Raw genomic sequence first — 26,897 nt, forward strand, 5'->3', positions numbered from 1 at the left:
CAGTATATCATGTTTTATAGAAGGATCAATGGTATAAAAGTTGGAAAAAAAATAGCCCCGCTCGGAATTGACCCATGCGGAACTAAGTTAAAAGTAGTGAGGCTTTAAGTATTAGATTGTCTTGTTATAGGCTGATTATCTAAGCTTTTTGCTGAAACGGTAGCCTTGCTTTTCAAAGCCGATTCGATTGTAGAATGCTCGGGCCTCTACTTGTTTGATGCGGTTATTCGCTCCGGTAATGAATAAATGATAGCATCCTTGCGCACGTCCCCACTCCTCACCACAAGCCACCAGGCGCTTGCCAATGCCCTCGCCGCGATACTCCCCGCTCACGACCAGCATGGTGATTTGTACGGCAGGATCAGGATAAGCCAAACTTTGAGCCGTATGCATGCCGATTACTCCGACAACACGACCATCCATTTCTGCAACCATCATATTCGCTTGACTGTCCTCCCGCGTTGTTCCCATAACTTCTTTCATTACACCACAAGTCATCGGGTACCCGACTTCTCTTAGTAGTCCAGTTACGGCTTCGCAATCGCCAAGCTCTACGGAACGAATTGTCAGTACTGGAATCATCACATTGTTAGACATGATTTACCTCCACTTTCAGCATATTAGCAGCTTCTTTGGCCGTCTTCCGTGCTGTTTCCACATCTTCTGCAGCGCTAAGCGCTACAGCCATCCGGCGTCCCGGCTTGGTTTCAGGCTTCCCGAACACTCGCACCTGTGTCCGGGGTAGCAATAATGCATCATGCAGACCGCTTATTACGAAATCCCGCGTAGCCACTTCTGCCTTCAAAGTAGCTGAAGCTCCTGGTGTAAGCAACGTGACGGATGGCACCGGGAATCCGAGAATGGCCCGCACGTGAAGCGCAAATTCCGACAAATCCTGCGTGATCATGGTCACCATTCCTGTATCATGCGGACGAGGGGATACTTCACTGAATATGACGCCATCAGCTGTTAAAAACAGCTCTACGCCAAACAATCCGTAACCACCCAGTTCATCCGTAATCGTACGGGCAATGTTCTCCGCCTCCGAAAGCTGCTTGTCCGTCATGCCATGAGGCTGCCAGGATTCGACATAATCCCCATCTTTCTGAATGTGGCCAATCGGTGGGCAAAAAATCGTACCCGAAACCGATCTGACGGTCAATAAGGTAATTTCGCTCTCAAACGGGACAAAAGCTTCAACAATGACACGTGTTGTTTTGGCACGCGCGCCTTCCAGCGCCGTATTCCAGCAGGATTCTGCATCTTCGAGTGCCCGGCATACAGACTGCCCTTTACCCGACGAACTCATCAAAGGCTTGACCACACATGGCGTGCCCAGCTCATGAACCGCCGACCGCAACTGGTCAAAATTATCTGCAAAACGATAGGCAGCAGTCGGAAGCTGTAATTTCTCGGCAGCCAGCCTGCGGATACCTTCCCGGTCCATCGTAAGACGGGCGGCACGGGCCGTTGGTACTACGTAAAATCCTTCTTGCTCTAATTCTTCCAAAGCACCCGTAGCAATAGCTTCGATTTCAGGTACAATTATGTCGGGCTTTTCCTCACGAATTAGTGCCTTCAACGCCTCAGCATCCTGCATATCCAGACAGTGAGAGCGATGGGCCACCTGCATTGCTGGAGCCAGTTCATAGCGATCTACAGCAATACATTCCACGCCAAGCCGCTGAGCTTCAATAATGACTTCTTTTCCCAATTCGCCGCTACCCAGCAGCAGCATCTTCTTAGCTTTGGCAGAAAAAGGAGCACCCCACATCTTGAACTCTTCCCCCTCTGACGAAATTGCTCTGATCTCTTTTCATCTTTATTTTCAGGGTTTAGCTCCAAGAATGCAATAGTGCTCGGCATTTAAATTTACAAAAAACGCGATTTTTTGATCTTTTTTTTACAAAAATCTGAACTGTGCTTCCACCAGCCCCCGATATATTCCATGTTTTTTCATCAATTGTTCATGATTACCACTTTCTTGGATTTCCCCATGATCCAGTACAACGATATGATCAGCATTCCGGATGGTGGACAAACGGTGAGCGACCATAAAAGAAGTTCTGCCTTCCAGTAAAACCTGAAGAGCCTCCTGAATTTTCAACTCCGTTTCCGTATCAATACTGGCTGTTGCTTCATCCAGAATAAGAATTCTTGGATTTGCCAGCAAGGCACGAGCAAAGGATAAGAGCTGTCGCTGGCCCATGGACAACATTCCCCCCCGCTCCTCTACCTCTGTTTCATAGCCAGCTGGCAAGTGAACAATGAACTCGTGAGCATTGACCGCCTTGGCAGCCGCTTCAATTTCCTCATCCGTTGCATCCAATCGGCCAAATCGGATATTATCGCGTATCGTCCCCGAAAAAATAAATGTATCCTGTAGCACGATGCTAATCTGGCTTCGCAAGCTCTCCACCGTGACATCACGCACATCATGACCGTCAATCGTAAGCCGCCCTGACGTAATGTCATAAAAACGGCTTAGCAGATTAATAATTGTACTTTTACCTGATCCGGTATGACCCACAAGCGCTATAGATTGGCCCGCCTCGACAGAAAGATTAATACCTTTAAGCGCCTGACGTCCCTTTTCATATTCAAAAATGACCTTTTCAAATTGGATATCGCCCCGAATGGACGGCAAGGCTTTTGCTCCCGGTTTGTTTGCAATATTCGGCTGTTCATCCATAAACTCAAAAATTCGTTCTGACGAAGCCATCGCAACCAGTAACTGATTATACATTTGGCCCAGTCGATTAATCGGTTCCCAAAAGTTCCCAACATAGTTAGCAAACGCAACCAGTAATCCCACCGTAAGCTGATCTGTCTGAATTAAATGCGCTCCAAACCAGAACAGCACAAGCGTACCAAATCCTCCGGTAATATCAATAAGTGGGCCAAAGACCTGATTCATGGCAGAAGCCTTATCCCACGATTTTTTGCTAGAGCTGTTCATGTCGTCGAAATAAGCCATGTTTTCCTGCTCCTGCGTATACGCTTGTGTCACACGAATCCCCTGAATGGACTCATTCAAATGAGAGTTGATACGTGAGTTCTTCATACGCACTTCTTGCCAAGCACGGCGGATGCGTACGCGCAGCTTGGTCGAGATCAAAAACATGATCGGAACGGTCACAATTACCGCCAAACCGAGCTTCCAGTTAATAAGCAGCAAAATGACAATAATTCCGATAAGCTGTACGCAGTCAATCAGGACATTCACTGCACCGTTCGTAAAAAGATCCTGTAGCGAGTTAATGTCATTTGTCACGCGCACTAATACAGAACCTGCTGGTCTCTTATCAAAAAAGTTAAAGGATAGCTTTTGAATATGCTTGAATAAATCTTCACGCAAATCGTAAATAACCCGTTGACCGATAATATTGGTGAATTTAATGCGGTATGTGCTGGCTGCCCATTGAATTAAATATAACAAGAGCACGGCACCCGTGATGAGCAGCAGTAACTTTACGCTGGGCAGTGCAGGCCATGCGGGAGCAATTGCCTTATCAATGGCCAGACTGATCAAATAAGGAACGGTCAGCTTGGTAATGGTGCCGAGAATCATCATGACCAGAAGGATCGGCAGAATCTGACGGGCATAAGGCTTCATGTATGCCAGCAAACGTTTGAATTCTGACCAGTTAAACGGTTTGTCAATGACATCATCATCTTGATAGACAAAGCGTTCATTCGTTGGCTTTTTTAACGGTTTGACTTTTTCTGCGGGTATATTCATGGTCTCACCTGCCCTTCGGATACACCGTCTGGAGCCTGAGCTATGTAATCGGCGTATTGAATATGATACACATCCTGATATGGACCTGGAGTAGCAATGAGCTGTTCATGTGTTCCACGCTGGACGATTCGTCCTTCCTCAAGCACCACAATCTCATTGGCATGACGAAGTGAAGAGATTCGATGAGCAATTATAAATGTTGTTCGACCACGCATAACCTCTTGAAAACCGGTCTGTATTTCATGCTCTGTCTCCATATCAACCGCACTGGTAGCATCATCCAGTACCAGAATTTTCGGATTTTTGAGTAGTGCGCGCGCGATGGCGATCCGTTGTTTCTGCCCTCCGGACAGTCCCAATCCACGTTCTCCGACGACAGTGTCATATCCCAGCGGTAGTTCAGTTATGAATTCATGTGCCTGAGCCAGTTTGGAAACGCGTATGATGTCATCCATACTGACATGACTTAATCCATATGAAATATTGTTGCGTATAGAGGACGAAAACAAAAACGTCTCCTGAAACACGGAAGAAATTTGAGCACGTAAATCGCGAATCTTCAAGTGACGTATATCCTTGCCATCCAACTTGATACTTCCTGCATTCACATTATAAGCGCGCATGAGTAATTGAATAATGGTAGACTTCCCTGACCCCGTTCCGCCTAAAATTCCAATGACTGATCCCGGAGGTGCGTCTAAATTGATGTCAACAACAGCAGGGAGCTTATTTCCGTAAGCAAAGGTAACATGTTCAAACGTAACATGTCCTTCCACCTGATCGGCATCGAGTTTAAGTGCTCCGGCTTCATCGGTTACATCTATGGACTGATTTAGCAGTTCCAAGACCCTTTCACCAGAAGCTTTGGACTGCGTATAGTTATTGATATGAAAGCCAATGCTCCAGATGGGGCCGATAATATACCAAATTAAGCTAAAGAAAGCGACGAGCTGCCCCAAGGTCATTGACTTCTGAATGACCAGATACCCCCCCATGCCCAACAGCAGGACCACACTGACAGAAGCTATCAGTTCCATTGCGGGGAAGAACCGACTCCATAAGGAAGCAGCCTGAATTTGATTACTTTTGTATTGCTCATTACGTACTGAAAATTTCTCAACTTCATATGATTCGCGGGCAAAAGATTTGACGGTTCGCACACCTGTTATATTTTCTTGGACCGCTGTCGTCAAGGCGCTAAGGGCAATCCGCATTTCCTGAAAGGTGGGATGAATCCGGGATTCAAACTTGAATGTGACGAAGAGTAGCAATGGCATGCTGATCATCGTAATGAGGGTGAGCTGCCAGTTAATATACAGCATCATCATAGAGCCGAATACGACCATCAGTAGCACATTGAGGAGTTGGGCAAAACCAAACCCGATAAAGTTACGAATTGCCTCCAAATCACCAGTCAGTCGGGACATGAGATCCCCCGTTTTGGCAGTGTCATAATATCTGAAGGACAGAAATTGCAGCTTTTCGTAACAAGCATTGCGGAGTCGGTACGCCAAGTAGTTACCTAGCCGTCCACCAAAAAAACCATGTAAAAATTGCATGAACCCTTTGATGATGACTACTCCCAGCACAGTCAGAGCCAGCGCCGGGACTTTCCCGAAGTCACCGGGGATGATAGCGTTATCAATTAGCCTTTGGAGCAGGTTCGGATACACCAGTCCCAGGGCCGTCGCTATCGCAAGGCATAAAATAGAAAGAAACAGATAGTGTCTCCTCTCGCGAAAAAAAACTTGCAGTTGCCTGAGCACTTCCATGTCAATGTCCCTCCATTAGTTGCACGACGTTGTTATATGGCTTAGTGAAGTTTACCATTCGCTTTCCAAGGGGGCAAAGAGGATAACAAGCCGTATTCAGGCAGGTTATCAATTGGTGGGTGATTAGACAAATTAAATCGCTTTCTTATTATTGAATATGGCTATTTACTCAGTATTGCTTTCTTTTTGGAGCATGCATAAAACACCGGGTTGTCCCACAACCCGGTGTCCTGAACTTAAATAAATGGTGTACTTATTTATCTTTACTCCAAAGCCGCAATCTTGCCAGCAAGCTCTTCCCAAACCTGTGGCTGCTCACCGCCCATAAGGGCATGCTCCATGCCACGAGTCGTCTCCAGCATTTGCTCTCGAAGCTGAGCTTTCTGCCACATTTGTTCCTCCTGCATCAGCGTAACGTAAAAAGAAGACATTCGTTCTCGTTGCTGATCCACAGCTTCCCCGATTCGCTGGCGTAATATCGGCTCCAGTTTGGTTTGTAGATTCGCTCGCCCAGTTCCTTCAAAAAATAGCTTTGGATTTTTAAAGCTATTCCAATAGTCCTTCCAATGAATAGACTCCTGCAGGGAAATTTCATTCAGCTCGGGAACAGCCCAGTTTCTGGATTCAGGAATCGTACAATCTAGTCCTTGCAACTGGTGGTTCATGTGTTCTACGCACTGTTGTATAGTCTTGTGTACCAAAATTTGGCCCGTTTTTTCCAGCCGGAGTGTGGTTGCCAGCAATTCCTGAGACAGCTCCAGTTCGATTAAACGCATCAGCTCACGACCACAAGATGCAAAAGCCGAACGAAGATCACCTACTCCTTCACGCAGAACAGATGGATGAAAAGCCTCTGCCATAAATTCTCCAGTCCGATAGGACAGCCTTTGACGTACATGATACAGCAATTCATCGGTTTCACCCGATAACACAGATGCACCGTTGCTGTCAGTCAGGCCTAGGAGCGTATGCTCCAATTCTCCACGGATGCGAGTTAATCGCTCTAATCGAATCTCACGTTCTTCCTCGCTATACCGGGCATCGGTTGCATGTTGCTCTATGCGGTTCCGCAGCCGACCCAGTTCCTGCATAGCAGAAGCAATGGACAAACCTGCCAGCTCTTCGGCTGCAAATGCTGAAAAATCATCTTCAAATGCATCAAAACGTGAAGCTGAACGCAGCGAAGCCTCTCCCTGTTCGGCAGCTTCCAACGCCAGCATACTGGAAAGCGGATAAATACGTGGTTTTCGGATTCCATTCGCCTGTAGTTGTTCCTGTACATGCCGGGTAACAGAATGCAGTTCTTCTTCAGAAGAAGCCAGATCTGATGCATTAACTATAAAAAACGTCTGATCCAGCGCCAAGGTCTCTTTAACTCGACCTAGTTGGTTCAGGAACTGGCGATCACCTTGCGTAAACGCATGGTTATAATAGGTGACAAATACAAGAGCGTCCGCATGCTTCATATAGTTGAAAGTCACGCCTGTGTGTCGTGCATTCACAGAATCCGCTCCTGGCGTATCCACTAGCACGATGCCCTGACGGGTCAGAGCGCAATCATAATAAAGGTCGATATGCTCCACAAAGCATGATTTGTGCTCAGACGCAACAAAATCCCGATACTGCTCTAAATCCACCTGAAGCTGTTGTCCCAGCAAGCTTTCAGCTTCTTCCCATCCGGCTGCGGCAGCCTTCAAAAAACTATAATGAGGCCTACCCGCAGGATGGATGCCTTCCGGAGATAAAGCATGAACGGCTTCTTGCCAGCCCGCTGCCGCTGGTTCCCCCAATCCTAATAACCGAAATGAGTATTTAAGATCTTCCCGCAACGCGTCCACTGGTTTCATATGGACGTCAGCCGTGGCATGGCGCTCAGCACTTGCAGGCGCCATTATGCGGTTAATCGCCGCTGTCGTTGGATGCGGCGATACGGGCAACACAGCTTCACCCAGCAAAGCGTTGGCGAAGCTGGATTTCCCAGCGCTGAACGCTCCAAACAGCGCCAGCGTAAACTGCCCACCCTCCAGCGCAGCGGCGCGGGCATGTAAATCCCGTACCGCCGCTTGCATGGCAGGGTACGGGCTTACCAGGGCAGCGGCAGCCTTCAATCGGGCCGCTGCTGCATCCAGCCGCGTGCGGCGGCCTCCGGCGGCAGGCTGTGCTGACGCCGTTCCTGCTAGCGGCTGCGCCGATGCGTTGCGCGGGCCAGCGATGTCAGAACGCGCAACGCCCGTTGGTGCCGCAGCTGGCGGGGCAGCAGCGGCGGTATCGGACGCCGGTGCAGGCGCGTCCGCACGGGGCAAGCCGCCTGGCGCGGACGCCTGCGGCAGCAAGCTGCGCAGCAGGCTGGCGTGCGAAGCCGAGGCCTGCACACGGGTGCTGTAGCGGCTCGCCGCGTCCGCCTGCGCCAGCAGCGCAGTGCGTGCATCCGCGAGAGCCGCGCGGCGGGCTTCCGCTCGCACTGCAAGCTGGGCCAGCAGCTGGTCTACCAGCGTTAGCGCCTTACGGCGACATTCGGCGGTCACAGCAGCGCGTAGATCCTTGCAATAGTTCAACGTATACTCCGGCGACAACGCATTTTCCTTCACCGTCTGCTCTACCAGTTGCCGGTCCGTCACAGGGCGGACGTCATCCAGCTCCTGCTCCATCGCAGCGGACCACAAACCCTGACTGTCACCCCAAGACCTCAGTAGCTCCCGTACATGGGGAAGCAATTGTCCCTCCACCTGATCAGTCAGCATTCCTGTCAGCCGTTCCAAACGGCTTTCCTTTTCTCGCTCAGTCTTTCCTCCTGCAAACCATATTCCTGTTTTGAAGCCCGGCTTGCGGCTCTCTAAGTATTCGCCTGCGGCTTCACGTAGCTCCGCTGGCGTCAAATGTGCGTGTTCCAGTAAATGATCCAGCTCTTGACGCAGTCGTTTACGCTCCTGCTCCGGAAGCACCTTCCAGTGTTCATCTTCTTGCTGCAAGGTTTTCTGCTCTATATCCAGGCGCAAAATAGCTTCTTCTCCACCTGCTTCTTTTAACAGTGTGTTCAGTTCCTCTTCTTCAGCTGCCTGCACAGTCTCCACATGTTGCTCTACCAAATGATGCATAGAGGACACTAAACTGTATGCCAAAAGCTCTGTTTTTCGCTCCAGCAATTTCGGAATCAGGTACGTCAACTGTTTCCACTGGTTCCATGGATGATTCTGCTCCTTCAAGGAAGTAAAGAGGATATCCGTATAATGAACCTGCCAGGCATGAAAGCTGGTCTCCACCTCATTACGATAACGTGTAAATGAAAGCTCTCGCTCCCGGTGTTTATCGATTTGATTGATGATCAAATATAACGGCTTGCCCCAATCCGACAAACTTTTGGCAAAGGACAAATTATTTTCAGATTGGACATGATTGTAATCCATCACATAAAAAACAATATCTGCCCAATGTAAAGCAGAATGTGTCGCCAGCGCATGTCCGTGGTCTGTGGAATCTACGCCTGGTGTATCCAGCAGCACTCCTCCGCTAGATAATATCGGAACATCCTCCCACACTTGAACCGATTCATAGGCTCCACCATTTTTACAATACTCAGCAAGCTCGGACAGGGACGCTTCCATGCTTTCCGGCTCTGGGTTTCCCGCTGTTTTGGCTGGATGAATGAGCGCTCTCGGACGTCCATAACGGATGGACACTACATTAGCGCTCGTAGGCACCGGTCCAGACGGCAGCACAGTTTTACCACACAGGCTGTTAATCAAGCTCGATTTACCCGCTGAAAAATGTCCACAAAAGGCAATGGTCAGCTCCTGCGCATATGCTTTTTCCAGCAGATCACCTATCGCCTTCGCTCCCGCTTCATCCCCGGCTCTACGCAATGTATTCTGTATCTGTTCTATCGTATCCAACCACTTTCCCGCATCTCCTGTAATCGTTTGCATCATAAGCTACGGTTCCACTCCTTATCACTTGTCTGCACCAAATAGCTATATTGTAGCATTCCTAAGCCGTTGTGAGAATCATCACATCAAAAAAACTAAACAGCGCTCCCCGCCAGTACTTGGCATTAGGGAACGCTGTTTTCGTACATGATAATAATAAGTTCATTTTATTCTGTTCAAAACGGATCATTAAAAATAAATATTTAGGCAACCGAATGCAATTCATCAAAGCCCTCAAAGAGCACCGACGAAGCAAGATATGTATACAACGGGTGAGCCTGCTCATCACGTACATTCACCTTTTAGAACATGGGGAACGCGACACCATAATTCAGGGTCAAAATGTATGCACACTTCATTGGAACGAGGCTCTATCCATATCAGGATGGTCTGCAAGGTTCGTGTATATATGCGCCTTCGGGCTGGTTAAACCAGCCGAGCCGCCTACACCGGAACATGCAACGCATGTCGTCCGCGAATTGAACTTAATTGGCTGCAGTCTCAAGCACTGGCAGCAAAATTTCAAATACTTGACCATGCTGTAAAATCGTAATCCCACGGGATTTGTCCTTCATTACGACCACTTCTGGCTTTTGTGACATACGCTCCAGATAATGTTCAGGTACATCACCGGAATGACTAACTGTGATTCCCTCAAGCTCGCGCTCTTCGTTTTCAGCAAATTCTGTTGTTACAATTTGCTCAAAAATATCAGAGAACGCTTCAAAATTGTCTGTATATACCGAAATGCACTTCATACTCTTCATCCTTTTCTACACATAAATGGTTAAACCCTCTGTTACTCTGTGGGTCTTTAAGCTCTACGTTCCTTATCTTTTCTGATAAGAGACGTTTTCATACGTTTCTTGCCTTCCCTGCACACATCAAGTAACGGACATACCTGACATTGAGGATTTTGAGCTTTACAATGGTAGCGTCCGAAAAAAATAAGCCTGTGGTGGGTCAAAGACCATTCATCCCTAGGTACCCTCTTCATCAGCTTTTTTTCCACCTCAAGCACTGAATCATCCCACCCTGCAAAACCGAGCCGTTTGGAAATACGCTCTACATGCGTATCTACCGCAATAGCTGGTACATTAAAAGCAGTAGATACTACGACGTTAGCCGTCTTACGGCCAACACCCGGTAGCTTAACCAGTTGATCGTGCTCCGAAGGTATCTCTCCCCCGTACTGGTCTATTAAAATACGACAGAGGTTATGAATATGCTTGGCCTTGTTTCGGTACAAGCCGATTCTGCGAATATCCTGCTCCAGTTCCTCAAGAGGAACAGCCAAATAATCCTCAGGTGACTTGTATTTTTGAAACAGGTCTGCCGTTACTTTATTGACCATCTGATCGGAGCATTGAGCAGACAATAACACGGCGATCGTTAATTCAAAAGCATTGTCATGGTTCAACTCACAATGGGCATCCGGAAACATCGTACCGATGGTGTCCAATATATGACGTGCGGTTGCTGCATTCACGGAAATCCTACCTCCTACCAAAAAAAACGTCTTGATACGGGATAGCCCGCATCAAGACGGTCACTCTAAATAATCATCCGGAAAGAAACGAATACTATTTGTGCATGACTGCCTGCATAGGCGAGAAATACACTCCTATATTATCATTATCTGTCACAGATTGCACGTGAAAAGTGTGTAAATCTCCAAGAAATTTTCATACCGTCTGATCGGTTAGCGGCTCATGGGATGATCCAAATCTACATGTCCCATTAAGGACTCTAAAGATTGACCATCTACGAGCAAATCCAGCGTTTTGACTTCCTTGAATTGGAACATCGTTTTCTTCAAGGCATCGATAGCTAATTCCTCGCCGCCAGCTCCCAATCGAGCCTCGTCCGGCAGAGAAATATCAAAAGTCAATGCACCGTTATCTAATTTGATCTTATGCACGGAAATTTTCTCGGACCACAACGGGATAAGAGCAGAATCCCCACTCTTTTGCAGAGCTTCAAACGCTTTTTGCAATTTTTCCAGCTCGCTTGGATAGGTAATTTCCTTTTTCTGTTCTTTCAAGCCGTTCTCTTGTGTATCCGTATAGTACACCGTAATCTGCTGTGTTTGTCGATCTCCTGAATTTTCCGTGTCCGTCTTGGTTTTTGTAGGCTCTGTTGACGGAGATTCAGGTGTTTGACTCGCCCCATTATTTTCAGCAGATTGAGCCGAAGGTTCAGGGGTCGTCTGTTCAGGTGTACTATTTTGTGCATTCGAAGTTTGTGTTTCCTGAGATGGAGTCGCAGGAGCCGTTGTTTGCTTAGAGGCACACCCTGCACCTGCAATGGCAAACAGTGCCAGCAGACCTGCAATTACGATTTTCTTGTTCATATGTCCCCCTCCTTGCTTGACGTTGACAAGCGATTTGTTGAAGATCTATTTTACGTCGAGATACTCTGTGATTCCATCTGCAATCCCTTGAGCTACCCGGTTTTGAAAATCTTCATCAAACAGTGTGGCTTCCTCTTTTGCATTACTCAGATATCCTACTTCAAGCAGTACGGCTGGCATAGTCGTTTCCCGAATTACATGGAAATTGCCATAACGAATGCCTCGGTCTGTCAGACCCGTCGCAGGAGCAAAGTACTTATGCATAACGTTAGCGAACGCTTTGCTTGCACTACGCTGGTAATACGTCTCTGTACCGTTGGAAGCTGAGCTACCGCTGCTGTTAGCATGAATGGACACGAACACGTTAGCATTAAGGTTTTCAGCTACTTTTACGCGCTGTTTAAGCTCCAAGAATGTATCATCACTGCGTGTCAGCACAACCTCAAGCTTGGGGTTCTGCTTTAATATGCTTTCTACTTTCAGAGCCATAGCTAAGTTGAAGGTCTTTTCATAATTTTTTCTTGAAACACCAACTGCTCCAGAATCTTTTGCTCCATGGCCAGCATCAATAACAACGACCTTTTTACCATTGCTGTTAGTTGGTGATGTCTGCGTGTCATCCGGCTGTGAGCCATCTGGTAACGTTGCGTCTGGCGTGGTATTCACAGAATCTTTGGAAGCCAGATCGACGATAACACGATTCGAACCATCATTATATGCGGTATAATTCATGGCATGTTTCAAATCAATAACAACGCGCACCGTTGAAGGTTCCTTTTGGAATAAAGCATAACGGATACCGGACACATCCGCTTCATTCTCAATGTCCAGCGAACCATTTAAGTTGCTATCCAGCTTTTGCTGCTCTCCGAAATTGTCAGCAAACGCAGTCGCTGGCAAATCCACCACTACCCGATCAGGGCCTGCCATCGTAAACGCTTTCGGCTTGACGGCACTGGCTGTTGTGATGGTTAAACGGTTTTGGCTGAAACTAACTCCCTGCACCTGTGTAACACCTGAGTTCGCATTATTCGTTGGTGCAGTAACACTACCAGTACCTGTACTGTTATTTCCGGACTTGGGAGGTGTAAATTCCCCGTTTCCAGACCCGCTACTGCGGGTATATAATTTTACGGACTTGGAGCTGCTGTCCCATTTTACGTCCAGTCCCATTTGCTCGCCGATAAAACGAAGCGGTACAAGGGCATAATTGGAACGCAGCAGAGGCGAAGCATCCAGACTAATGTCGCTTCCATTGACAGTCGCCGTCTTACTTCCGATTATCATTCGGATCGAGGTACTGTCTTTCTCAATCGTTATGGTTCGCGCCTGCTGCTTCCATGTCACGTCATATCCCAAATTTTCAGAAATTACGCGTAGCGGGACCATTGTACTTCCGCCAATTACTTGTGCCTTAGCACCACTAGGGACACTTAACTGTTGATCGTCGAGATAGATTTGTGTTCCACTCGAAGCCGCATGTCCATAACCCGGAACCGCCCACATGAAGACAAATAATAACAACAAAAAACCAAATTTCTTCATTCGTCACCCTTCCATTCATAATTTTTTTGCCACATGCTCCGGTGCGGCGACCTGATATACGCGCTTATGTAATATCAGACAACCTTATAGACGTTATCTCACACCAAAAGTTGCGAATATATTCCATCATAACAGAAATATACGTGCCAAAGAACTATTTTTGTCGAATTTTGACTAAAAATATAGATCATTCGCTTTCCATCAAAAGTCACAGCCAAAAAAACTAAAAAAGCTACTTTTCACCCCATGAATTTTCATTAAAAGGTGGAAAGTAGCTTTTATTGTAAACATCCTTAGTTAAGTGATTCAGTTGCTCCTGTGCCTGTTCCAAGATACTCCTTCAACCCATCGACAATACCTTCGGCGATCTTTTCCTGTGTTTCTTCTGTGAACATGGCAGCTTCATTTGATAGATTACTAAGGTAGCCACATTCCAGCAATACAGCGGGCATTTGTGATTTTCTCGTCACCACATGGTTTGCCACCCTGATGCCATTATCCTTAAATCCGGTAGCCGCTACAAGATATTTATGCATCGCCTTTGCCAGTGCCAAACTGTCCTGGCGTGCATAATAGGTTTCAGAGCCATTGGTTTTTCCTTTATCTGAAGCTAGCATACTATTACCATGAATGGATACAAACACGCTTGCCTGTTGACTATTAGCCAGTTGTGGTCGTTCATCCAGCGTGGGATACGTATCTCCATTGCGAGTCAATACGATTTGAATGTCAGGATCATTTTGTAGAAGCTGCTCGACCTTTAACGCTACCGCCAATGTAAATTCCTTTTCATGTCGCCCAGTCACACTACCTGCCCCAGGGTCCTTGCCACCATGTCCGGGATCAATGACGACGATTCGCCGTCCTTCGACATTCGTTGGTGTTACCACTACCGGATTCACACTACGCTCACGCAATTGAAGGGTGATATCGCCTAGGCCATTGGTTGAAAGATCGTAATCACGTGCTTGATTTAAAGCAATGACAATGCGTACGCCCCCATTTTGTCCATCTGTGGGAGCAAATCTAATTTCCTGCACATCCTCGCCGTCACTATTCGTCAACGCCCGCGTGCCATCGGTGCGAATCGGGAACGGCTGAAGAAAATCAGTCGCCAGTGAAGCCCCGGGTAAATCTACAACAATACGATCATTCCCCGTCATTTTGGATACTTTAGGGGTAACATCTTTGTTCAGAGAAATCTTTAACGTTTCACCCTCAAAAGTAATATTTTGTACAAGCAACGCATTTGCTGTGGTCTGTTCTGTATTTTGCTGCTTGGCTGGTGAAGATGCGGCTTCAGTATGCTTGTCTGCTTCAACTGGATTTATTGTCGTCGCTGTTGCTGAAGACGTTTTATTGGTGCTTGTTGTACTCTGTGTTGACGTTTGCGACGATGGTTGGGATTGAGACTGTTTACTCGCTTGTTGAGTTACAGCCTTTTGACTGAGATTTACGGATTTACTTTTATTATTCCAATCTACTTTTAGCCCCATTTGCTCCCCAACAAAACGCAATGGGACCATGGTCGAGCTTCCCCGAAGCACAGGAGGTGCATCCAGACTAACTGTTTTTCCATTCACATCAGCCGATGTACGGCCTACATACATGGACATATCGGTACTATTTTTTTGAATTGAGATTTTATAGGATTGTGGTTCCCACTTGAATTGATATCCAAGCTGCTCCCCAACCACCCTTAGCGGTACCATGATTTTTCCATTGACCATTTCAGGCTTGGCATCTGCAGGCGCTTCCACCCTTTTGCCATCTAAAAACAAATCTGCTCCAGCCGCATTCGCATGAGGGGAGGACGGCCACAACCAAATCAAGATAGCCGCTAGTATCACCCAACCATATTTCTTCATTCTCATTCCCCTAACTTATATATGTATTTTTTGGTATTTCTCACAGACACAGTCCTTCAATCATTTTACATTTACAATACCATGCTGAGTCGAACCGTCAACCCCTTATTTTCCAATTTATTTTTTGAGCATGATAAAAGCCCGCAGGCAAAAGTAATGCCAGTACGGGCTTTCTGTCTAACAAATGAGCTAGCTATATGACTACGTATTGAAACTGAACTGGGAATTAACCCTATGCGCCTTGTTTCGCAGCACGTTTTTGTTCATAAGCCAGAATTTCAGATTCATGCTGGAGTGTCAGGCCAATATCGTCCAAGCCTTGCAGCAGGAACTGGCGGCGATGTTCATCCAAATCGAATTCAATTTTCAGACCATAATCGTCAGTGATCGTTTTATCATTCAGGTCGATGTTTAATTGGTAGTTATCATGCTGCGCCGTGCGCTGAAACAATTCCTCTACTTGCTCTTCAGACAGCTTGATCGGCAATATACCGTTTTTAAAACAGTTATTATAGAAGATATCCGCATAAGACGGAGCAATTACGCAACGAAACCCATAGTCCATAATCGCCCACGGCGCATGCTCACGTGAGGAGCCACAGCCAAAGTTAGCGCGAGAGATCAGCACAGACGCCCCTGCATAACGAGGCTTGTTCGGTTCAAATTCAGGATTGATATTGCCCGCTTCATCAAACCGCCACTCGTAGAACAGAAACTGTCCAAAGCCCGTACGTTCAATTCGTTTCAAAAACTGCTTAGGAATAATAGCATCTGTATCCACGTTCACCCGATCCACAGGTGCTACAATTCCTTTTAATGTTGTGAAAGCTTCCATCGTAATTCCTCCTCTGTATCCTAGCGGACTACTTCTTCCTGCTTGAATTTCCAATCCCGTACATCAACAAAATGTCCATGAATCGCCGCAGCGGCTGCCATTGCTGGAGATACCAGATGAGTCCGTCCTCCGCGTCCCTGACGACCTTCAAAGTTACGATTAGAAGTCGATGCACAACGCTGTCCCGGTTGCAGTACGTCTGGATTCATCGCAAGACACATACTGCATCCCGCTTCACGCCACTCAAATCCTGCTTCTGTAAAAATGACGTCCAGCCCTTCTTCTTCAGCCTGAATTTTCACACGCCCCGAACCTGGTACGACGATGGCCGTTACTTTGTCAGAAACCTTGTAACCTTTGGCAACCTCAGCGGCTGCACGCAAATCTTCAATCCGCCCATTGGTGCAGGAGCCGATAAACACATAATCAATCGCAATATCCGTGATCGGAGTACCTGGCTTCAAATCCATATATTCAAGCGCTTTTTCAGCTGCTTTACGTTCGTTTTCGGTTGGCAGTTCTGCCGGAATCGGTACAGTTGAGGAAATATCTGTACCCATCCCCGGGCTGGTGCCCCAGGTTACTTGCGGAATCAAAGCATCTACGTCAAACTCCAGCACGACATCAAACTCAGCGCCTTCATCTGTGACAAGCTCTTTCCACTCAGCAACCGCTTGCTCGAAAGCAGCTCCTTGTGCTACATGTTGACGTCCACGCAAGTAATTGAAGGTGGTTTCGTCCGGTGCAATCATTCCTGCTCTGGCTCCGCCTTCAATGGACATGTTACACACAGTCATGCGCTCTTCCATGCTCAATTCGCGGATAGATTCACCTGTGTACTCAATAACATAACCTGTGGCGAAATCTGTACCGTATTTGGCAATGACACCCAAAATCATGTCCTTTGCTGTCACACCAGGTTTGCGGCGGCCTACAAAGCGAACTTCCATCGTTTTGGCTTTAGCTTGCTGGAGACATTGTGTTGCCATTACGTGCTCTACCTCACTGGTTCCGATACCAAAAGCGAGTGCTCCGAACGCCCCGTGTGTGGAGGTATGGCTATCACCACAAACAATCGTTTTGCCCGGATGAGTCAGACCAAGTTCAGGCCCCATAACGTGAACGACACCTTGATCCACCGTATCCAGATCATACAGTGTAACACCGAAATCACGGCAATTTTGAGTTAATGTATCAATCTGCTGCTTGGAAATCGGGTCCGTAATATTGTAACGGTCCTTAGTCGGCACGTTATGATCCATCGTTGCAAACGTAAGCTCTGGACGACGCACCTGACGACCGCTAAGACGTAATCCTTCAAACGCCTGCGGCGATGTTACCTCATGTACGAGGTGAAGATCAATGTACAAAATACTCGGCTTTCCCGCTTCCTGATAGATGACATGGTTATCCCAAATTTTCTCGAACATGGTCTTTTTACTCATCATTATTCACCCCTGTGTTTTTCGAACCTAGTGGAGAGAAGCTAACGGCTCTCTCTTGAATGTCAATAATATACCACGGGATGTTTGATTGGTCTAAGATATGATATCTATAGAAGTGATAGGTTAAGGCTATAAGGATGGATACTATGAACTCTGTCGCCTTTTCTAAGGTACTGCCAGTTATTACATTAAGGATTTGTTTGAATATTCATACTGCGAAAGCTGAGTCAATTATATATTCTCAGATAATGTTGACAATATAAGGAATAAACTTGTACAATTAGGAAAATATTTTGTTTGGATTCCATTCTTCGTTGGTAACAAGGATATTGGAAATCGTAATAAGAATCATCTTAGCGATTGCTATAATGGTTCTTTTTTTCCTCTACTTTTGCAAAACTGTTCGTATTTGATTTTGTTAGCTCTCAATAACTATATAAAGTATAAAACGAAATATAGTTATATAATTTGATATAAATTACAGGCAATTAACAACGGAGCAAGAATTTTATGAATATCATCATGATGCGTTTTGTTGCAACAAATAGAAAACTGACTACGAGATTCAGCCGAAGATAACATTCACATCCTAAAAGGGAGTTGGAATGATGAAACAAAATGGAATATCCGTTGAAAACTACACTCCAATTTTGATTGTCGGTACGGGGATCTCAGGGCTTACTGCTGCTTATTATTTGTCGAAAAATAATATTAAGTACACGATTGTAACAAAAAAGAATGCACCCAAACAAAGCAACTCCTTTCTTTCAGCCGCAAATACTCGGGTTCCATCAGAGAATGAAGTTAACAATATTATTAATCTTACTATTGATAAATGTGGAGCAGATCGATCAGTAATTGAAGCGCTATATAGGAATTCCAACATAATTATAAATTTCTTCAAAGAATTAGGAATTCCTTATGAGAAAACATCCTTTGGTATCATGCCTGAATGTTTGATTAAATCACATGGGGGAAAGAAATTAATCAATTGTTTGTTACAACATATTGAACAACCGATGTGTAATAAAATTTTGATTCATTTGGAAAAGTACGATCAAGGAATTATCGCAATATTTTATGACACACAATCAGATCAATTTATCAGAATATTTACAAATTATTTGGTATTAGCTACGGGAGGATATGCAGGACAATTCTGTTTCAATGATAATTCGCCGGGTTCAACTGGTGAAACGCTTATCTTAGCTAAAAAAATAGGTGCAAGATTAAAGGGAATGTCTACAGTAATGTGTCATCCTTGGTCTATATATAACGGAAGGCAAATTTTATTGGGCGGGGTTGTATCTTTGAGTCAAGGGAAAATAATAGATGAGGATGGAGTTCAATTATTAAAAGATAAGTATATTTGTGATGCAATTGCTCGAGATGATTACCACGAAATGATTGATGAGATTTTAAAATTCCAACTTGAATGTATCAAACAAAAAAAAGACATGTACTTGGATATGAGCCATGCTGATGAAAATGTTTTAAATGAAAAATTCAAAAAATATGGATTTAGTCCTAAGGTAGTTAAAAATAAAAGAATTAAAATTACACCAACGATGCACTATTCTTCAGGAGGAATCGAAATCAATGCTAATGCTGAGGCTATAAACTTGAATCGTGTTTTTGCTACTGGAGAAGCTCAATTTAATGGTGATCTTGGTATAGGAAGAATCCCTGGGCAAGCATTCGCATCGGGGATCGTTTTTGGTAAATTAATTGCGGACAAAATAGCTAATGAAGGTGTTTTCAATACTCAATATCAAACTTCATTTAAAGATCCACCTGAAACGATGCATCTGTATTCAAAAGAAAATAATGACTTTCCGATTGAAGAGTTTCAGAAAAAGTTGTCAACTCTGATGATGGATTTGATCGCTTCCAATCCACCTGTGGTTTCTCTATCATTCCTTAGAAAAAAAATACAAGAAAGTCAAAACATCATATTAAGTAGAGCAAGAGGATCAGGAAAACGATACGAGGATATTTTAACATTGTCTTTTGGATATTTTGTTGCAATGGAAATTATAGAAGATCTTGAAGCAAAGTCAGGCTTGTTGAGTATCCAAAAATAGGATAAAAAGAGTCGCCTTTTTGGCTAATGGAAAGTACCACCCAACCATTCCAAAAAGAGGCGACCCTCATGGATTAGCCTAGGGCCGAACGGCGAACCTTATAGATTCCTCGGGAACTAATGTGGCTATGCTCAAGAAATTAAATTCAACACGCTTTAGTCATTATGACCAAAAGGATAAAAAGCACAGGGCTAAACAGCAATTCGAAAAAATGCCGGTGGAGCTTAAGAATCTTTATAAATGAATTAATTTTAAGATGATTACCAGCAAAATGAACAATGCCAATACAGCAGCTATCGATGTCCAAACTCTTCCGGTGATTCCCTCGTAGTCTCTTTTCATTTCCCCCACACGTAACGCCTCCTTTATTTTAGGGTACTCCTACTCCATAGGCTATGCGAGGTCTTGGTTTAAGGAAGGGCTTCTTAACAAAAAAAGCTCAGCCGCCCCATTAAGGTCAGCTGAGCTTTTTGATTTATTTAGAGTATTCACTTACTTCAAACGTAAGGATACGATCAAACAGCACGTAATCCTTGCGGCTGCTGAATGGGCCTTTATTGTTATCGTGCTTATTGATTGCGTATGAAGCTGATCCAGAACCAGCCTGTTTGCTTTCGTACCACGAGATAAAGTCATTAACCTCTTTCATGCTTAGGTCAAACTCTTTTTCCAAGCCTGTTGTCATAGTGACCACCAATATTGCACGATCTCCAGTAGTTGGCTCTGGATCAGGTTGACTGCCTCCTCCTCCTAGTGGAGTTGCTGAAGCTTCATTGGAGTATTCTGAATCCACACCATTTACTTTAGCACTCACAACAAAGTAGTATTTCGTTCCATTGGTCAGACTTGGAATGATGAAGTTTCCATAGGCATCTTTTGTTGCTGTAGCAGTTTCAGTGTATTTACCTGACTCCGTTCCGTATTTAACTGTATAGCTTTCTGCATTCTCTATTTGATCCCATTTTAAAGTAACCTTGCCGTCTCCAGCTTTTGCTGTAAGATTAGCGGCAGTATTAACATCTACTAATTTACCATTTTTATCAATATCAATTGCATCCAAATCATAGTGACCCCCGGTAAGCTGTGGTACAGTAATTGTTACATTATGTCTTCCTTCTGGTAGTCCTGTTTTTTCATATGATAGATTTTGTCTTAAAAGCGTTCCATTTTGAGAAAATACTTCATCAATATTATCTATTGTAATTTGCACATTAGTTGGTCTATCTAGGTATCTTGTACCAATCAGTCTCAGTTTTGTTCCATAGAATGAGAACTTAATCTGCGCTCCCGATTGGGTCGTATATTTTGAAGTGCTGTATAACAGATACTACGGTAATACATTCTTTAGAATGTGTCTAAACATAAACTTGCTAATCTATAAATATAATCAATATATTTGCATATTTATTTTTTATTGGGTATTAAAAAGGACTCATGCCAGCTTCTATACTGGTTGAGTCCTTGTTTTTTTTACAATAAACCTCACTTTAGTCCCGATCTTCATACTCATCTAACTGATGACTTACCCATGATCCTGCTCCCCGGTTATCACTAGGCTTTATGTATCTGATATCAGCACCTGCGCCACCTTCTGCACACATTGCCATTGGCGATTCATCGCGATCATATCCCTTTTTCGTCGGATAGCCCTTGAGCGATTCCTTCCTGTTTTCTTCGGCTCCATCCCGATCAATTGTACACACCGCAGAATGTCCGGCTGCTATTGCATCCCCTGTTTCTGGATAACGTGAGCTTGGGAACTCCAGCGTATACCCAACTGCTGCTTGTTGGTTGATTGCTGCCGGTTCAGCATAAACACCCTGTACGGAAAAGATAGCTGCCAGTAACAATACGATTAATCCTTTTGCGATTCCTTTTATCATACGACCCTCCATAGTATTTAATCTTCTCAATACTATATTGGGAGACATGTCGAAGTATCGCGTATATTGTCACATAATAAAAAGGACTCATACCAGTTTTCGGGCAGAGCTCATTACTCCAGAAATTAAAAACCACATTTAAACTTATTTTTGAATATATAGACATTAATGTTTAGACTCCCTTTTTCAATTTTGTATGATTACTGAGCAAATAAACAAAAAGGGGATTTATACATGAAAAGAAAGCTCAATTTAATTTTATGCTTCACTTTACTTATTACTATTTTCCTCCCATTGTCATCAGTGAGTGCCTATACGGGAGGTTATGCCAACGGAAAAAGTGTTGATGCAATGATACCTGACATATATTTTATAGGAAGACCCCATGCAAGCAAAGCAAGTACAACACTTATAACAGATAACAATGAAGAAACAAACTATTTACTTCCTAAAGATAAGATGGTTATGATTGATTTAGGTACAGATAGAACTATTGATTCTTACAAGCTTAAAAGTGATTCTAAAAATTTAAGAATTAGTTTCTACGACCGAGACACAGGTTATATAGGCATATTTGAAACCAACGTAGGAAATGGAGAACTGAAGAAGCTTCCAAATGAAAAAAAAGTAGAACGCGTTAGATTCGTCACTCTTTATTCACTTAGTGGTGAAGACATAAATATAAGCGAACTTGACTTTTTCAACAGTAAAGATACAGTACCAGCACCGGAACCTTCTCCAACACCAGATCCTAAACCGACACCTGAACCAACACCGACGCCAAATCCAACACCAAGTCCTGAGCCTAATCCGTCTGAACCTACTGAGCCGACCGAACCAGCACAACCAACTGGCGACCGAGCTATTCTGACTGTAACAATGGACAATGGATTTGATAAGGAATTCGATCTAAGTAAAAAAGAACTCAGTGCATTCATTGCTTGGTATGACGCTAAAGATGCTGGTAGAGGCCCTTCATTCTTTGCTATCGATAAACACAATAACAACAAAGGTCCATTCAGCAACCGTAAGGACTATGTAATATTCAATAAAATACTCACATTTGAAGTAAGCGAGTATTCAACAAAATAATAAACAACAAAGGACTTCATACTGGTTACATACCAGCGGAGTCCTTTTTCACATCTACTCTAAATTCAAATTGATTCGGAAGAAATAAGATTCGTTAATCGGAATCGATTCAGGTAAAAACTTCTCTACGGGGCCTCTATATAATCTAAAGTGTCATTTATGTTCTTCATTCGGTTGTTTTAGAACAAGTAAGAGTTTTTTAATCTCAATCAGTTCGCCTTCGATCCGATGAAGGTGGCTCTGCATATCGTCAATCTCTTGTTCGGCTTTGTAGTTGATCGCGAAGTCAATGATCGATTCATGCTTATCCCTTGCAGCTTGGCGGTTCTGACTCATCATAATGACCGGAGCCTGAAATGCTGCAATAAAGGACAAACACAAGTTCAACAAGATAAATGGAGGTTCATCGAAATGAAAGCGAGTAAACGGCAAGCTGTTCAAGAGTATCCAGAGGGTCAGAAAGATAGCGAAATAAGTAATAAATCTCCAGCTACCGCCGAATGATGCAATCCGATCTGCAAGACGATCTTGCCAGCTTGTCGTTCTTTGGTACGCTTCATCTAAATGAGAAAGAATGCTATTCTCGTAACTATCGACTAGCCGATCAATACGACGGGTATTTTCCTGATTCAATTCAATATCAAAGCCTTGAATATGAGCAGCACTTTTATTTTGCTGTTTTTTTTGAAAAAAATTCATTTTTGACATGTCAACTGCCTCCTTGTTTTAAGGCAGTCGGGCCCAATACTAACCCGTAGGGGAGGAATAGCAACCATACTCAATTATGGTATCTAGTTTTAACCCGACTGCCAATAGACTCCCTGGTTCTGGATCCGGTTCAGACGAACTTCGACTACTCATTGAATGGTTCAACCCCTCTCCCCTTAACATGTTGTGGGCTCCATATTTTACTGATCACACTGGAACCAAATCATTGCCAATACTACAACATTGAAATAAAAACGCCCCTCAGCTAACTGAAGGGCGTCGTTCTGCATGCAGGATAAAGCATACAAATATCCGATTCCCCCAAGTCGAGCTTTAGCACTATACGACGTAAAAGAACCAAAGTTCTTTAGCCACATTAAGAAGAGCCTTAATCCGGCAATTCCTGTTATACCCATTGGCATCTTTCGATGTTTCCGGGCAGTGGCTTATGTTCATATAGGAGCCTCACCTAACGAGGACATCAATATTTCCTTAGCAAGCATACTGCTGTCTAAATGTGCTGTCAAACCCAAATATATTTGCTATATTCCACATGTGTTTGTGCCTGGTGACAGCGACGCTGGCACTCCCCCTTATAACGCAAAAATAATAAGTCGTGGGGCCGCAGTTGCGGCAAACAGATGGTCTAAAACTTACATCATATCATCACCCAACGGTTTTACTACATATACTCTTACCTGGCTTAATGCAGCAGCAAATAGTTCTATATCCGACTTTAACACTTTATATGTATGGTTCAAGCTGATCACCTCAGATAGTTATTCTGCCGTGTGTGGTAATTCCTGCACTAAAGAAAGCTCTGCCGACCATCAGGTTAGCAGAGCTTTTTCTTTAAAATCCTCCAATGGTAACGTTAGGCTGAATACTATGGTGGTGGTTAAAGGCTTGGTCCGGCATAGTAACAATAAACAAAAAGCTAGCCGCGATGACTAAAAATACCATTTTTTTGAACATTGTTTTCCCACACCCTTTCAATAAAATTGAAATACTCAGCTTTAGTTTCAGGAACTGCATGGGCTTGAAAACGAACAAACAACCCCATACAGTTTATAAAGTAAGTTTCATTATTTATTATATGTGACTTTACCATTGCATTCATCAAATATTTAAAGCCATCAATGTACTTCCCTCGGTATAAATAATAAAAACCTAATTCGTAACCAAACCACGCGATATAATCCGGTATCACTTGTCGGGTATACATATCATCTGATGATGGTTGCTGTGAAAAAGTCGCAATTAGCGTTTCAAATCGTTTGAGTATATTGTCTACATCTATGCTAAACTGGTTTGCTGCGATTATAACATTCAGCAGTTTTGAAAGCTTTTCATTCTCGTTAGCGGCTGATGTTGTAGCAATATATTCAACATAATCGTTCAGCAGGCTTATTTCTCCTGACAACAGCTTATATACGTAAGTATTTCCTACCGCCCACTGACTGAACAGGTTTACCCAGTGTTTTGTATCCTCGTCATCCTCTTTAACCCAGTCTAAATCCGCATAGGCGTATGTATATTGTAGAGCTTGTTGATAATCGCCTTGGGCTTCACAAACACTAGCACACAACAAATCGGCGTAAGCAATGTATCCAAATAACGGATTTCTGGTTTCCTTTTCATGCTCCCTGTTCTTTCGATTCTTCTGCTGATGCTTTATGGAATATTGTACTTCAGCTTTCCCTCTCATTTGCCTTGCCATTTCCTCAACCTTGTCCCACTTACGCAAAGACCTGTACACATTAGCCAAATCCTTTAACGCATCAAGTTGTTCTAAATCATCTAGGCGCTCGACATAAGGCTCAAATAGTATAGCTGCCTTGTGGTTGCGGCTTTGGTCGTCACCAATCTGAATCGTGAATATACGATATTGACAGACTGCCAATCGTTCTGAATGTTGATATTTCTCCGCTTCAGCTACCCCCTCATAGAGCAGCAATGCAGCCGCATGTCTTCCCTGCGCCAACAATTCTTCTGCAATTTCAAATAGCTTGGGTGAATACAGTAGATTGTCCATGATGGCTCCCACCACTCGACGGATTGCATCCAACTTGTCCAACTCCGCACAGCGAAACAAAAATGGCTCGATTCGTCTCATATTCGGAGGATGGTCGATGATGTAGTTTTCTATGAACAAGACATAAAAGTGACCTTCCGGTAACCCCATAGCCTCGGTAATGCGATCTATCTGGTTAACAGACATAGATTTATTGCCTGACACTATGCTACTTACTATCCCCCTATTCATGCCCGCTATATGCCCAAACTCCATCATGCTCAAACCTTCTTGTTTTAGATATTGTTCCAATTCTGCTCTAATCGTGGGTGTAACTTTCATAGATAAACCACCCTCCATACAGAAGTACCAATATTTATATATTATTACATTCTATTGTTGTCCATAATTTAACAGTTGTCAATAATTTTTATTTATTTGCATCGAATGTCGAAGTATATAAAATAAGCAGTTCCAAAGAGTCACTCTGCATTGAAGTCAAATAACCCTGCCACTGTTACCGGTGAGACTTATGTTAATGGAAATATAATCCTTCAAAAAGCAGACACTTACATTGATCTGACTGTACAAAAGTACGGAGGGTTACTTGCTGAGTGGGACTACAAATGATTGGTGATATTATGCTACTCTATAAATAAGCAAATAATTTAATCAAGAGGTGTAATAATGCGGTTTCATGAATTTTATATCGGACAAGTATTTAAAACCAAGTCTTTAAAATTAACTAAAGAGGATATTACCAGATTTGCAAGGGAGTTTGACCCGCAATATATGCATTTAGATGAAGAGAAAGCATTACAAGGTAGATTTAATGGAATTATCGCTTCAGGAATTCAAACATTAGCTGTTTCTTTTAAGCTTTGGGTTGAAACAGGCAGTTACGGTGATGAGGTTATTGCTGGAACTGCTATGAATAATATTAAATTTATTAAACCAGTATATCCAGGCGACGAATTGTACACCATTGTTGAAGTGATTGGAGTAAAAGAGATGAGGAATGGAACAGGACTCGTTACTGTATTGCTGTCGACTTTCAACAACAAAGAGGAGCAAGTTTTTGAAGGCGATTTATCCGTTCTGGTTAAACAGTAAAGTTTCATAAAAAATCAATTATTACAAGTTTGAAGAGGTCCATGCATTTTAGCACGAACCTCTTCTCTTTATTCTAACGTGGCTTGACTTGCGGCTTCATGTTCAGCCACACGTTGCAGTAATTCCTACTAAGTCTTCATTTGACGACCTTGACGTGCCCTTCTACAAACTGAATATCGCATAGATTCTACATCTTGAACCCGTACTTTTCCACCATTTTGGATAACATATCTATGCCTTCTGGAGTTCGACTAGCATTTCCGTCCAATGTAATAATAATAAATTGATATTGCAAATCATATAAATGAATAATTTACTATAAATCTCTGAGATTCGCACTGTGCTATTTTAGTATAGAGGGCTTTGAGAATGACATTTACTAATCTCAGCCCATAGTTTGTCATTCAACTGCTTTTGTATTGGATCTGGACAAACAACGCGATGGAACGAGAAGCATCATACAAACCATAGAGGTATAGTTGCTTCAAGAGCGGTCTAATCTATGTAAAATTTTGGTTCA

19 protein-coding genes, 2 pseudogenes and 1 riboswitch are annotated in these 26,897 nt (G+C 43.9%); of the genes and pseudogenes, 3 read left to right on the plus strand and 18 right to left on the minus strand.

All coding sequences use genetic code 11. The features are described 5' to 3' along the window. Positions 1–135: 135 nt before the first annotated feature. The 13 genes and pseudogenes from MKY24_RS14900 to leuC form a co-directional block, all read right to left on the minus strand. Positions 136–597 carry a GNAT family N-acetyltransferase gene (locus tag MKY24_RS14900; RefSeq protein WP_013310623.1) on the minus strand — a complete coding sequence of 154 codons (462 nt, stop codon included), beginning with the start codon at positions 595–597 and terminating at the stop codon, positions 136–138. Next, positions 590–1,774 (minus strand): formate-dependent phosphoribosylglycinamide formyltransferase, encoded by a 1,185-nt coding sequence (gene purT, locus MKY24_RS14905; RefSeq protein WP_076159250.1) that lies wholly within the window; start codon positions 1,772–1,774, stop codon positions 590–592. Before purT ends, MKY24_RS14900 begins: the two co-directional genes overlap by 8 nt. 129 nt (positions 1,775–1,903) lie before the next feature. Further along, positions 1,904–3,742 carry an ABC transporter ATP-binding protein gene (locus MKY24_RS14910; RefSeq protein WP_068942685.1) on the minus strand — a complete coding sequence of 613 codons (1,839 nt, stop codon included), beginning with the start codon at positions 3,740–3,742 and terminating at the stop codon, positions 1,904–1,906. Then, positions 3,739–5,514, minus strand: coding sequence for an ABC transporter ATP-binding protein (locus tag MKY24_RS14915; protein WP_023989079.1), 1,776 nt, complete (start codon positions 5,512–5,514; stop codon positions 3,739–3,741). The genes MKY24_RS14910 and MKY24_RS14915 overlap by 4 nt, the downstream gene beginning before the upstream one ends. Before the next feature lie 263 nt (positions 5,515–5,777). Continuing rightward, on the minus strand, positions 5,778–9,440 hold the full coding sequence (locus MKY24_RS14920) for a dynamin family protein (protein WP_339200265.1): 3,663 nt from the start codon (positions 9,438–9,440) through the stop codon (positions 5,778–5,780). Positions 9,441–9,643: 203 nt separating this feature from the next. Beyond that, a pseudogene (locus tag MKY24_RS14925) lies at positions 9,644–9,775 on the minus strand (glutathione peroxidase); the annotation flags it as partial. Between the two features lie 147 nt (positions 9,776–9,922). After that, complete coding sequence (locus MKY24_RS14930; protein WP_013310628.1) at positions 9,923–10,195, minus strand: hypothetical protein; 273 nt, start codon at positions 10,193–10,195, stop codon at positions 9,923–9,925. A gap of 56 nt (positions 10,196–10,251) precedes the next feature. Next, positions 10,252–10,926 carry an endonuclease III gene (nth, locus tag MKY24_RS14935; RefSeq protein ID WP_023989081.1) on the minus strand — a complete coding sequence of 225 codons (675 nt, stop codon included), beginning with the start codon at positions 10,924–10,926 and terminating at the stop codon, positions 10,252–10,254. A 213-nt stretch (positions 10,927–11,139) separates the two neighbouring features. Then, entirely contained in the window at positions 11,140–11,790 is a 651-nt protein-coding gene (locus MKY24_RS14940) for a GerMN domain-containing protein (RefSeq protein ID WP_339200266.1), read from the minus strand. A gap of 45 nt (positions 11,791–11,835) precedes the next feature. Next, entirely contained in the window at positions 11,836–13,335 is a 1,500-nt protein-coding gene (locus MKY24_RS14945) for an N-acetylmuramoyl-L-alanine amidase family protein (protein ID WP_023989083.1), read from the minus strand. 293 nt (positions 13,336–13,628) lie between these two features. Beyond that, positions 13,629–15,203 (minus strand): N-acetylmuramoyl-L-alanine amidase, encoded by a 1,575-nt coding sequence (locus tag MKY24_RS14950; RefSeq protein ID WP_075154373.1) that lies wholly within the window; start codon positions 15,201–15,203, stop codon positions 13,629–13,631. A 232-nt stretch (positions 15,204–15,435) separates the two neighbouring features. Beyond that, positions 15,436–16,038, minus strand: a complete 603-nt coding sequence (gene leuD / locus MKY24_RS14955) for a 3-isopropylmalate dehydratase small subunit (protein WP_013310633.1) — start codon at positions 16,036–16,038, stop codon at positions 15,436–15,438. A 20-nt stretch (positions 16,039–16,058) separates the two neighbouring features. Then, positions 16,059–17,483 carry a 3-isopropylmalate dehydratase large subunit gene (gene leuC / locus MKY24_RS14960; protein WP_013310634.1) on the minus strand — a complete coding sequence of 475 codons (1,425 nt, stop codon included), beginning with the start codon at positions 17,481–17,483 and terminating at the stop codon, positions 16,059–16,061. 605 nt (positions 17,484–18,088) lie between these two features. Here leuC and MKY24_RS14965 point away from each other — a divergent pair. Then, on the plus strand, positions 18,089–19,567 hold the full coding sequence (locus tag MKY24_RS14965) for an FAD-binding protein (protein WP_226887761.1): 1,479 nt from the start codon (positions 18,089–18,091) through the stop codon (positions 19,565–19,567). 234 nt (positions 19,568–19,801) lie between these two features. On the opposite strand, the gene MKY24_RS14970 is transcribed toward MKY24_RS14965, so the two are convergent. From MKY24_RS14970 to MKY24_RS14980, 3 genes and pseudogenes are all read right to left on the minus strand, one after another. Further along, entirely contained in the window at positions 19,802–19,909 is a 108-nt protein-coding gene (locus MKY24_RS14970; protein ID WP_196233322.1) for a sporulation protein YjcZ, read from the minus strand. Positions 19,910–20,042: 133 nt separating this feature from the next. Then, the gene (locus tag MKY24_RS14975; protein WP_254664472.1) at positions 20,043–20,777 is read right to left on the minus strand and encodes a fibronectin type III domain-containing protein; all 735 of its coding nucleotides are present in this window, start codon (positions 20,775–20,777) and stop codon (positions 20,043–20,045) included. Positions 20,778–21,011: 234 nt separating this feature from the next. Beyond that, positions 21,012–21,462 (minus strand): annotated as a pseudogene (locus MKY24_RS14980) (NucA/NucB deoxyribonuclease domain-containing protein). Positions 21,463–21,684: 222 nt separating this feature from the next. Between MKY24_RS14980 and MKY24_RS14985 the strand changes: the two are divergent. Then, complete coding sequence (locus MKY24_RS14985; protein WP_316243884.1) at positions 21,685–22,542, plus strand: hypothetical protein; 858 nt, start codon at positions 21,685–21,687, stop codon at positions 22,540–22,542. A gap of 153 nt (positions 22,543–22,695) precedes the next feature. Here MKY24_RS14985 and MKY24_RS14990 read toward each other — a convergent pair whose 3' ends face one another. Together MKY24_RS14990 and MKY24_RS14995 are read right to left on the minus strand one after the other, a co-directional pair. Continuing rightward, positions 22,696–23,250, minus strand: coding sequence for a DUF1003 domain-containing protein (locus tag MKY24_RS14990; RefSeq protein ID WP_049828342.1), 555 nt, complete (start codon positions 23,248–23,250; stop codon positions 22,696–22,698). A 311-nt stretch (positions 23,251–23,561) separates the two neighbouring features. Then, positions 23,562–23,734, minus strand: a riboswitch (M-box (ykoK) riboswitch). Between the two features lie 453 nt (positions 23,735–24,187). Then, positions 24,188–25,606 (minus strand): helix-turn-helix transcriptional regulator, encoded by a 1,419-nt coding sequence (locus MKY24_RS14995; RefSeq protein ID WP_068941642.1) that lies wholly within the window; start codon positions 25,604–25,606, stop codon positions 24,188–24,190. 345 nt (positions 25,607–25,951) lie between these two features. Between MKY24_RS14995 and MKY24_RS15000 the strand changes: the two genes are divergently transcribed. After that, positions 25,952–26,377, plus strand: a complete 426-nt coding sequence (locus tag MKY24_RS15000; RefSeq protein WP_028540679.1) for a MaoC family dehydratase — start codon at positions 25,952–25,954, stop codon at positions 26,375–26,377. Positions 26,378–26,897 lie beyond the last annotated feature (520 nt).

It is taken from the genome of Paenibacillus sp. FSL P2-0322, from assembly GCF_037975315.1.
Taxonomy (GTDB): domain Bacteria; phylum Bacillota; class Bacilli; order Paenibacillales; family Paenibacillaceae; genus Paenibacillus; species Paenibacillus polymyxa_B.

Coding starts and splice junctions, on each gene's coding strand:
- MKY24_RS14900 (WP_013310623.1), bottom strand. CDS start 597: ATGTCTAACAATGTGATGATTCCAGTACTGACAATTCGTTCCGTAGAG.
- purT (WP_076159250.1), bottom strand. CDS start 1,774: ATGTGGGGTGCTCCTTTTTCTGCCAAAGCTAAGAAGATGCTGCTGCTG.
- MKY24_RS14910 (WP_068942685.1), bottom strand. CDS start 3,742: ATGAATATACCCGCAGAAAAAGTCAAACCGTTAAAAAAGCCAACGAAT.
- MKY24_RS14915 (WP_023989079.1), bottom strand. CDS start 5,514: ATGGAAGTGCTCAGGCAACTGCAAGTTTTTTTTCGCGAGAGGAGACAC.
- MKY24_RS14920 (WP_339200265.1), bottom strand. CDS start 9,440: ATGATGCAAACGATTACAGGAGATGCGGGAAAGTGGTTGGATACGATA.
- MKY24_RS14930 (WP_013310628.1), bottom strand. CDS start 10,195: ATGAAGTGCATTTCGGTATATACAGACAATTTTGAAGCGTTCTCTGAT.
- MKY24_RS14940 (WP_339200266.1), bottom strand. CDS start 11,790: ATGAACAAGAAAATCGTAATTGCAGGTCTGCTGGCACTGTTTGCCATT.
- MKY24_RS14945 (WP_023989083.1), bottom strand. CDS start 13,335: ATGAAGAAATTTGGTTTTTTGTTGTTATTATTTGTCTTCATGTGGGCG.
- MKY24_RS14950 (WP_075154373.1), bottom strand. CDS start 15,203: ATGAAGAAATATGGTTGGGTGATACTAGCGGCTATCTTGATTTGGTTG.
- leuD (WP_013310633.1), bottom strand. CDS start 16,038: ATGGAAGCTTTCACAACATTAAAAGGAATTGTAGCACCTGTGGATCGG.
- leuC (WP_013310634.1), bottom strand. CDS start 17,483: ATGAGTAAAAAGACCATGTTCGAGAAAATTTGGGATAACCATGTCATC.
- MKY24_RS14965 (WP_226887761.1), top strand. CDS start 18,089: ATGATGAAACAAAATGGAATATCCGTTGAAAACTACACTCCAATTTTG.
- MKY24_RS14970 (WP_196233322.1), bottom strand. CDS start 19,909: ATGAAAAGAGACTACGAGGGAATCACCGGAAGAGTTTGGACATCGATA.
- MKY24_RS14985 (WP_316243884.1), top strand. CDS start 21,685: ATGAAAAGAAAGCTCAATTTAATTTTATGCTTCACTTTACTTATTACT.
- MKY24_RS14990 (WP_049828342.1), bottom strand. CDS start 23,250: ATGTCAAAAATGAATTTTTTTCAAAAAAAACAGCAAAATAAAAGTGCT.
- MKY24_RS14995 (WP_068941642.1), bottom strand. CDS start 25,606: ATGAAAGTTACACCCACGATTAGAGCAGAATTGGAACAATATCTAAAA.
- MKY24_RS15000 (WP_028540679.1), top strand. CDS start 25,952: ATGCGGTTTCATGAATTTTATATCGGACAAGTATTTAAAACCAAGTCT.